The sequence below is a fragment of the Trebonia sp. genome, assembly GCF_049794275.1.
Classification (GTDB): Bacteria; Actinomycetota; Actinomycetes; order Streptosporangiales; family Streptosporangiaceae; genus Trebonia.
On the sequence record NZ_JBARCR010000061.1, the window covers coordinates 1 to 8,992 of the forward strand.

Sequence of the window (8,992 nt, forward strand, 5' to 3'; positions counted from 1 at the left end):
TCGGCGACGCGGTGCTGATGTTCGCCGAGCATTCGGACCTGTGGCCCGACGTGCCCGTGCGCGCGCCCGACTCCCCCACGACGTTCAGCCACACCCTGCACCTGGAGGTCGCCGACGTCGACGGGACCACCGAGCGGGCCCGGCGCAACGGCGCCGCCGTGGAGCGGCCGCCGACCGACCAGCCTTACGGCCGCGGCTCGGTGATCGTCGACCCGTTCGGGCACCGCTGGATGCTGCTGCGACCGCCGACGGGAGCTGAACTTGCCCAACCAACCGACCCCGACCGACCTCCCGTCCGCCTGCGTCAGGGCGACGTCGCCAACGCGACGATACTGGCGCGGGACGCGGACCGGGCCAGCAGGTTCTACGAGGCCGTGCTGCAAGTGCCGTTCTCGTCCGGTCACCCCGGCGCGTGGCGCACAGAAGAGACCAGGCCGCCGCTGAGCATCCTGTCGTCGGAGACCGCGGAGCCGGAAGTGCAGCTGTCCTACCGGGTCGACGACATCGCCGCCGCGGTCGAGCGGGTCCGGGCGGCCGGCGGCCGCGCGGGCGAGCCCGAGCGCAAGCCGTACGGGCTGCTCGCCGACTGCGTGGACGACCAGGGCGCCACGTTCCGCCTCTGGCAGCCGGCCGGCTGACCGCAGCGGCGGCTGCATCCCGGGTACAGAGCCTGAATGACCCATTCCTTCCTGACCCATCTCGACTGCTCACGATGCGACCGGACCTACGACGCCGACCGGCCCGCCGGGTTGTGCGAGTGCGGCAGCCCGCTGCTCGCACGGTATGACCTGGCCGCCGCCAGGTCAGCGATCACGCCGGCCGCGCTGGCCGCCCGCCCGGCCACGCTATGGCGCTACCACGAGCTGCTCCCGGTGCGGGAATCCGGGCACATTGTCAGCTTCGGCGAAGGCATGACGCCGCTGCTGCCCATGCCCCGGCTGGCGGCCCGGGTCGGCGTGCGCGAACTGTGGATGAAGGACGACGGTCAGCTGCCCACCGGGACGTTCAAGGCCCGCGGCGCGGCCGTCGGAGTCTCGCGGGCCGCCGAACTCGGTGTCCGGTCGGTAGCCATGCCCACCAACGGGAACGCCGGAGCCGCGTGGTCGGCTTACTGCGCCCGTGCGGGCCTGCGCAGCCTGATCGTCATGCCCGTGGACGCGCCCCAGGTCAACCGGGCCGAGTGCGCGGTGACCGGCGCGGAACTGCACCTCGTCGACGGCCTGATCAGCGACGCCGGCCGCCTGGTCAGCCAGGCCGTCGCCGCCGACGAGACCCTGTTCGACGTCTCGACCCTGAAGGAGCCCTACCGCATCGAGGGCAAGAAGACCATCGGGCTCGAGATCGCCGAGCAGCTCGGCTGGTCGCTGCCGGACGTCATCCTGTGCCCGACCGGCGGCGGGGTGGGCCTCATCGCTATCTACAAGGCGCTGCTGGAACTGCGGGAGCTGGGCTGGATCGACGGCGCGCTGCCCCGCCTGGTGGCCGTGCAGGCCGCCGGCTGCGCACCGATCGCCGCGGCCTTCGCGGCCGGCGCACGGGAGTCCAGAGCGTGGCCGGACGCCAAGACGGTCGCATTCGGCGTTACCGTGCCCAAGCCGCTCGGCGATTTCCTGGTCCTGGACGCCGTGTACGCCACCGGCGGGACCGCCATAGCGATACCCGACGAGGACATCCTGGCCGCCGAGCGCGAGGCCGCGCAGCTCGAGGGCACCTTCACCTGCCCGGAGGGTGCGGCCTGCTTCGCGGCGGCCCGGCAGCTGGCACGCGACGGCTGGCTTTCCGCTGACGAATCGGTCGTGGTGCTCAACACCGGGACCGGCCTGAAGTACCCGGACACCGTCGTCACCCCGGTCACGGCCGCGGCTGCGCCACCCGCTTGACGTTGATCAGGTTGGTGTACGTCACGTTGTCGGTCGTCGAGGTGCGGCCGTAGGTTCCGCAGCCGAGCGTCAGCGACGGTGTCAGCCCGTTGCCCATGCCGATGCAGCCCTGGGCCGCCGGGCTGTTGACCAGGATCCGGCTCACCGGCATCTGCTGCGCGAAGGACAGCTGAAGCCGCCGGCTGCGGGTGTGGATGACCGCCGTATGACCGGCGCCGCCGTTGCCGAGGAGCTGCAGGCAAAGCCGGATGCCGTCGTCCTCGCCGTCGACGGTGAACAACGGCAGGATCGGGGCGAGCTTTTCCTTTCCGAACGGACCCTGCATGGCTCCCCGCGGCAACGGCACCACCAGCAGGCGAACCGCGCCCGGCACTTCGATGCCTGCCTGCGCGGCGATGGCCGGAGCCGGCTGCCCGAGCACGGCGCGGCTCAGGTGCTCGCCGTCGAAGGCGACCTGTGCCAGGCGCTCGCCGTCCGCGGCGTCGAGCACCGCCGCCCCTGCCTGGCGCAGTGCGCAGATGAAGGTCTCGCGCACCGACCGGTCGACGACGAGGTTGTTCTCCGAGCCGCAGATGAGGCCGTAGTCAAATCCCTTGCTGGCCACGACCATCCGGGCCGCGGCCTCGAGGTCCGCATCGGCGCAGACCCAGGCTGGCGCGTTACCCGGCCCGACGCCGATCGCGGGGGTGCCCGAGCTGTACGCCGCCTTGACCATCGCGGTCCCGCCGGTGGCCAGGATCATTGACACACCCGGGTGGTGCATCAGGGCCGCGGTGGTCCGCCGGGTGGGGCGCCGCGGCACGCTCTGCACGAGATCGGCCGACGCACCATGGCTGACCAGGCCCTGACGGAGCAGGTCCAGGGTGCGCGCCCCGACCTTCGCCGCGTGCGGGTGGCAGCTCGCTATGAGGGCGTTTCGCGCCTTTATGCAGATCAAGGTCTTGAACACCAGCGTGGAAACCGGGTTGGTGATCGGAATCAGGCCAAGGACGACGCCCATCGGATCGGCGATCTCCGCGAGGGACTCCCGCTCGCCGATCACGCCTACTCCGGGCTTTCCGACCAGCGACTTCGCCACACCCAGGCTCCCGAACAGGTTCTTTTCCACCTTGTCCGCCACGCAGCCGATCCCGGTTTCTATGACAGTCGCGGCGGCGAGCTCATCCGCGTGGCTCGCGAGCTGCGCTGCCAGGTCAGTGATAAGGGCATCGACCTTGCTCTCGGGCCAGTCGGCGATGCTCTGCCGCGCCGCGGCCGACCGTGCGATCAGCTCATCCACCAGCGGATCAGGCTCGTCGGTGAAAATGAACTCCTCGAGGTCCTTTGAGAAGGCGCGAGCCTTCTCCGCGGCGCTACGGGCCAGCCAGCGCAGCATCATGACGCCGCCCTGAGGATCGCGATCGCACAGCTCACGCAGCGCGCCGGCCGTCAGGCACCGGGCGGTCACGTCGGTGTGCGCGTAGACGCTCGCCGACCGCGGGCTGTCATCGAGCAGCCCGAGCTCACCGCACACGGCGCCCGGTCCCATGAACGACACGACGCCGTTGCTGTCGAAGTCCGGCCGTTCGACTTCAACGCGCACTTCGCCCGCCACGATGACGTAGCACGCATCGCCTGGGCTGCCCTCGCGCATGAGGCGGTTCCCCGCGGGGAACCGCACCATCTCGAGATGCGCCGTAAGCCCCGCGAGCTCGGACCAGTGGCTCGTCACGGTTCCAGCTTCAGCCGGCCCGTCCGCTGCTGGCCAGGGTGCTCCCCTCCGGTAGCCGGTGTGGCCAGCCTCCCTCCAGAATGGACGCAGAGCTGCTTCGCTGGCGGCAGAGGGGGTGGCCATGGGCGGCACGGGCAAGGTCAGCGCCGGAACGCCGTCCCGGCTCCGGACATTCGATCCCGTGCGTCTCGCCGACCTCGAATACCGGGCCTGGGTCGGGTACTACCTGCGGCGGTGGCCTCAGGTGCTGATCGCCTCGGTCGGGCTGGTCCAGGCGGGCTTCGGCATGGACTGGTACCTCACCCTGCACGGCGCCTGGCTGGTACTGCGGGCCAACCAGCTGTGGGCGCCGTATCCCGGCAATGACCCCAACCGGGCCCGGGCCTGCATGCGGCGGTTCTATGCACTGGTCAAGCTCACCTATGGCGAGCCCGCCAGCCCGGCCAAGGCCGCCGAACTCGAGGTGGACTGGTGGCGGGTGCACCGCGAGGGCCAGCACCGCGGGGACCCGCAGCCGATCGATGACACGGAACCAGCCGAGGAGCTGGTGCAGTCGCTGACCCGGCTGTACTGCTACCTCTACCGCGAGCCGGAGGCAGCGCTCCGCCCGGCCGCGGTCCACCGCGCTCGGGCCATGGACCTGTCCGACGAGTGGATCCGGCAGGGCCGCCAGCCAGACAGCAGGCTGCTCCCGCTCGAGCACGCGGCGCTGGTCCGCGCCTACGCCGCCCTGCTGGCCGCCGTCCACCACTAAGGCGTCAGCCCGCGGGTACGGCGGGATCCGGGGTCAGCTCGGCGCGCGCGGTGGTCAGGGCAAGCTCGACGAGACGCTTGCGGGCTGGCTGGTGCAGCTGCCGGAGGCGGAGAAGGGCGAGCCCGTCCAGCAGGGCGTTGAAGCGGAGCGTGAAGTCGTCGAGAGAGGCCGGGGCGGCGAACTCTCCCTCCGCCACGCCGCGGGCGATGATGGCGGCTAGGTCATCGCGCCATGGGGCCAACAGCTCTTCCATGAACTGGGTCACCTGCCGGTTGTGCGGAGCGCGGGCCCATGACTCCATCCACAGGATCCAGCCCGGGTCCGACGGGCCGGCGGGCAGGTAGTTGTAGATGTAGCGTTCCATTTGACGCCAGGCGCCGGTCACCTTCTCCAGGGCGGCGCGGGTCCGCAAGAGGTCAAGGTGGTCCTGCCACGCCAGGGTCTCCAGCAGGATGTGCTCCTTGCTGGTGAAGTAGTACATCACCTGGCCAGAGCTCATGCTGGCGCGCCGGGCTATCTCCGCGACCCGCACCCGGTCGATGCCCGCTTCGGTAATCAGCTCCAGGGCCGCCTTGAGGACGCGGTCCCTGCTGCGCTGCCCGTTCTCGGTGCTTGCCGGCCCACGGCGCCGCCGCGCCGGCGCGGCGACTCGCCCTGCCTGTTCCGTCACAACATTAGAGTATTGCTCTAGACTAATTCTTTGCATCTGGTTAAGATAGGCCCACCCGGAGAGATGGCAGGCGTACGCCGTCCACCCGCCTGCCTGTGGGGGGTGCGGGCATGAGCACGGTAATCAAGACCGACCAGGTACCCGCTGCCGACCGCGCGGACTTCGTGCAGGACATGACGGCCACGATGTGGGTGCCGATGGAGTGCCGTCCGCTGTACAGAGCCGACGCGAAATACCAGGGAGAGTTCCGCGTCAGCGGTCTCGGGGCGATGCAGGTGGTCGTCATAGACGCCATGCCTACCGTCGTGCGCCGCACCCCGGAGCTGATCTCTCAGGCCGACCCCGACATGCTGAAGATGTTCCTGGTGTGCGGCGGGAACTCCTGCGTCGTCGAGCAGGACGGCCGGCAGGCCCGGCTGGCGACCGCCGAGTTCGCCTACTACGACACGCGCCGCCCTTATCAGGTGGCGTGCGGGGTCGATGGAAACCGGCTGACGGCGATGATGACCTTCATGTTCCCGCCGTCGATGCTGCCGCTGAGCCGGGGCCGGCTCAAGGAGCTGACGGCTGTCCGGATCCCGGCCAGCGCCGGGCTGGGCGTCGTGACCTCGCAGTTCCTCCTCCAGCTGGCCCGCAACATCGACCATTACAGCCCGGCGGAGGCAGCGCGGCTGTCGACAGCCGCGCTTGAGGTCCTGGCGACCAGGCTGGCGCACGAGCTGGACGTCCCTGACTGGGGCACGCCCGAGGCTCGCAGGCAGGCGCTGCTGACCACCGTCCAGGCGTTCATCCAGCAGCACCTCGGCGATGCCGAGCTGTCGCCCGCGATGATCGCCGCCGCCCACCACATCTCCCTGCGCTCACTGCACCAGCTCTTCCATGACGCGGGCCTGACGGTGGCGGGCTGGATCCGGGCGCGGCGCCTGGACTGCTGCCGCCGCGATCTTTCCGATCCGGCGCTGGATTCACGCCCGGTCGCGGCCATCGCATCCCGGTGGGGCTTCTCGAGCCCTGGCGACTTCAGCCGGACCTTCCGTGCCGTGCACGGACTGCCCCCGGCGGAGTACCGCATGTCTGCACGCAGTGTGAAGGTCCCTGCGCGGTAGCCCAACGACAGTCCGCGCCATCCCCGCGGATGCTTGCAGTGCGGCGAAAGACCGCCGTCCGTCACGCAGACAGGGGGATGGGGATGACTACCACCGCGATCAACCGCCCGCCAGGAGGCCGGTACGCGCTCGGGCACACCCCGGACGAATACGAACGGCTGCGGGCGCAGGCCCGGATGTGGGACGCCGCGACCGGGCGGCTCCTGGACCAGATCGGCCTGGGGCCCGGTGCCAGCTGCCTGGACGCCGGCTGCGGGCCCGGCGAGACGATGCGCGCGATGGCCGAGCGGGTGGGGTCCGCGGGCCGCGTGCTCGGCATCGACGCCGACGCCGCGCTCGGCGGCATGGCGCTGGAGATGCTGCACGGCGACGGTTACCGGCACTGCGCTTTCCACGCTCATGATCTCACCGCCGGCGAACCGATCCCTGGCGCGCCGTACGACCTCGTCTACGCCCGGCTGCTGCTGTTCCACCTGCCGCAGCGCGTCGACGTGCTGGCCCGGCTGTGGGAGGCCGTCGCCCCGGGCGGTCACCTGCTCGTCCAGGACTTCGACCTGCGCGGGACCAGCAGCCTGCCTCAGCTGGACAGCGTGGCCGACGGGCTGCGGCTGGTCACCGGTGCGTTCGGCGCGGCGAGCGCGGACGTGTCGGCCGGTGCCCGGCTGCCGCAGTTGTTCGCCCAGGCCGGCGTCGGGACTCCCGACGGCACCGACGTCGCGGGCCACCTCATGCCGCTCGCCGCCGCGTCCGCGCAGCTCGAGCAGGTCGTCCGCAGCGTGCTGCCGATGGCCGTGGCGCACGGCATCACCACCGAGGACCAGGCCGAGGCGCTGCTGGCCTCGATGGACCGCGACGTCTGCCGCTTCCCGGACCTTCCGACGCTGATGCCGCTGCTGATCGGCGCCTGGAAGCGCAAGGGGCAGCCATGACCGTCCTGAACTGGCGCGCCAGGGCCGACTCGGTCGCGGCCGGTCCGGATCCGTTCGACATCCAGGCCGTCCGGCGCCACTTCATGTTCCTGGATTGTGGCCGGATCGTCACGAACAACGCGGCGAGCACGCAGCCGCCGCGCGAGCTCCTGAGACTGCAGGCGTCGCTCGCGCCGGAATACGAGAACGTGCACCGCGGGCAGTCCGCCGCCTCGCAGCTGATGACCGCCCGGTTCGAGCAGTCATACGACACGATCGCGCAATTCCTCGGTGCGCCAAGCCGGGCCTGCATCGCGCTCTACCGGAACACCACCGAGGCCATCAACTCGGTCATGTACTCGCTGCTCACCGAGTTCCGCGACGGCGACAACGTGGTCACGACGCTGATGGAACACAACTCCAACTACGTCCCGTGGTACGCGATGTGCCGGGAGGTGCTGCCCCGGCTGGGGCGGCGGGTGGACTACCGCCTGGCGCGGTTCGATCCGCGCACCGGCGAGCTGGACCTGGAGCACCTGGCATCGCTGATCGACGCCCGCACCAAGCTGGTCTGCTGCACCGGCGCGTCGAATTTCCTTGGCACCCGCAACCCGCTGGCCGCCGTCCGCGCGCTGGCCGACGCCAGCGGGTACTGCCAGCCCAGCGGTGAGAAGCGGTCGTACCTGCTGGTCGACGGCGCCCAGCTGGTGCCGGGCTCGTTCGTTGACGTCCGGGCTCTCGACGTCGACTACCTGGCGTTCTCATTCCACAAGCTGCTGGCGCCGTTCGGGGTCGGCGTGCTGTACGCCAAGGAGCACCTGCTCGATGCCTCGCTGCCGTTCCTGTACGGCGGTGACATGATCGCCGAAGGCCGCGTGTTTCCCTGGCAGGTCGAGTACAACGCGCTGCCCTGGAAGTATGCCGCGGGGACGCCCAACATCCTCGGCGCGATCGTCTCCGCGCAAGCGGTGCGGATCCTGGTAGACCTGGCGCTGACTCCGGGCCGCCCCGTCTATTTCGGCACCGCCAAGCCACTCCCACGAGCCGCCGTCCGCTCGGCCATGGAGCGCATCTCCAGCTGGAACCAGCAGCTGACGAGCCGGGCGCTGGACGGGCTCGAAGCCATCGGCGGGATCACTATCTACGGACCGCGCGATCCGGCGCGCCGCACATCGCTGGTCGCGTTCAACCTGGCCGCCCGTGATCCTGTCAGCGTGGCCGAAGCCCTGAACAGGGCCGGAGTGGAATCGCGCGCCGGCTGCCACTGCGCGACACTCGCCCATCACGCGCTCGGGCTGAACCCGCCCGCGAGCTGCCGCCTGAGCTTCTACCTCTATAACACCCCGGATGACGTCGACCAGGCAGTGGCGGCCGTGGCCGCGGTCACCCGCCGGACCCATTTCCGGCTACTTCCCGCGGAGTACCCGCGCAGCCGGCTGCGTCCGCGCTGAGCAGGCAGAAGACGCTTCCTGCGCACGACGACGGCGGGGCTCCCGGCCGACAGCATCGATGCTATGGCAACGACATTTCCCGCAATCGGTCAGGCCGGCACCAGGAATGACGGCCGCCGCCTCGGCCTGGCCCTGCTCGTCATCGCGACCGCCCAGCTCATGGTCGTGCTTGACGCCACCATCGTGATCGTCGCGCAGCCGCACATTCAGGCGGCACTCGGATTCTCCGGCACCGGCCTCGAGTGGGTCACCAACGCCTATGCCCTGACGTTCGGCGGGCTGCTGCTGCTCGGCGGCCGCGCCGGTGACCTGCTCGGCCGCCGCCGGATGTTCGTCGCAGGCCTGCTGTTGTTCTCGGCCGCGTCCCTCGCCGGCGGACTCGCCACCTCGCAGGCATGGCTGCTGGCGGCCCGGGCCGTGCAGGGCGCGGGCGGCGCGATCGTCGCCCCCACCGCCCTGGCGCTGATCGCCACGACGTTCCCTGAAGGGCCGCCCCGCAACCGGGCGATGGG

General features: G+C 70.6%; 9 protein-coding genes. 7 read left to right on the forward strand and 2 right to left on the reverse strand.

The genetic code is table 11. The features are described 5' to 3' along the window. Window positions 1–638, forward strand: a 638-nt coding sequence (locus tag WA805_RS01605) for a VOC family protein (RefSeq protein WP_425241482.1), incomplete at its 5' end; no start/stop codon positions are given. Between the two features lie 36 nt (window positions 639–674). Beyond that, a complete protein-coding gene (locus WA805_RS01610) occupies window positions 675–1,880 on the forward strand; it encodes a threonine synthase (RefSeq protein WP_422286714.1) in 1,206 nt (401 codons plus the stop codon). Here the strand turns inward: WA805_RS01610 and WA805_RS01615 are convergent. Then, window positions 1,852–3,591 carry an aldehyde dehydrogenase family protein gene (locus WA805_RS01615; RefSeq protein ID WP_424560112.1) on the reverse strand — a complete coding sequence of 580 codons (1,740 nt, stop codon included), beginning with the start codon at window positions 3,589–3,591 and terminating at the stop codon, window positions 1,852–1,854. The genes WA805_RS01610 and WA805_RS01615 overlap by 29 nt on opposite strands. Window positions 3,592–3,712: 121 nt before the next feature. Between WA805_RS01615 and WA805_RS01620 the strand changes: the two genes are divergently transcribed. Beyond that, window positions 3,713–4,345 carry a hypothetical protein gene (locus WA805_RS01620; RefSeq protein ID WP_422285739.1) on the forward strand — a complete coding sequence of 211 codons (633 nt, stop codon included), beginning with the start codon at window positions 3,713–3,715 and terminating at the stop codon, window positions 4,343–4,345. 4 nt (window positions 4,346–4,349) lie between these two features. Here the strand turns inward: WA805_RS01620 and WA805_RS01625 are convergent, their stop codons facing one another. After that, complete coding sequence (locus WA805_RS01625) at window positions 4,350–5,015, reverse strand: TetR/AcrR family transcriptional regulator (protein ID WP_422270851.1); 666 nt, start codon at window positions 5,013–5,015, stop codon at window positions 4,350–4,352. A gap of 110 nt (window positions 5,016–5,125) precedes the next feature. Here WA805_RS01625 and WA805_RS01630 point away from each other — a divergent pair, with 110 nt between their 5' ends. The 4 genes from WA805_RS01630 to WA805_RS01645 all read left to right on the forward strand — a co-directional run. Beyond that, window positions 5,126–6,121 carry a helix-turn-helix domain-containing protein gene (locus WA805_RS01630; RefSeq protein ID WP_422270853.1) on the forward strand — a complete coding sequence of 332 codons (996 nt, stop codon included), beginning with the start codon at window positions 5,126–5,128 and terminating at the stop codon, window positions 6,119–6,121. Between the two features lie 83 nt (window positions 6,122–6,204). Continuing rightward, window positions 6,205–7,050 (forward strand): methyltransferase domain-containing protein, encoded by an 846-nt coding sequence (locus WA805_RS01635; RefSeq protein WP_425241483.1) that lies wholly within the window; start codon window positions 6,205–6,207, stop codon window positions 7,048–7,050. Next, entirely contained in the window at window positions 7,047–8,480 is a 1,434-nt protein-coding gene (locus tag WA805_RS01640) for an aminotransferase class V-fold PLP-dependent enzyme (protein ID WP_422285741.1), read from the forward strand. Before WA805_RS01635 ends, WA805_RS01640 begins: the two co-directional genes overlap by 4 nt. A gap of 63 nt (window positions 8,481–8,543) precedes the next feature. After that, window positions 8,544–8,992 (forward strand): MFS transporter (locus tag WA805_RS01645; protein ID WP_425241484.1); only part of this gene is annotated, 449 nt, incomplete at its 3' end.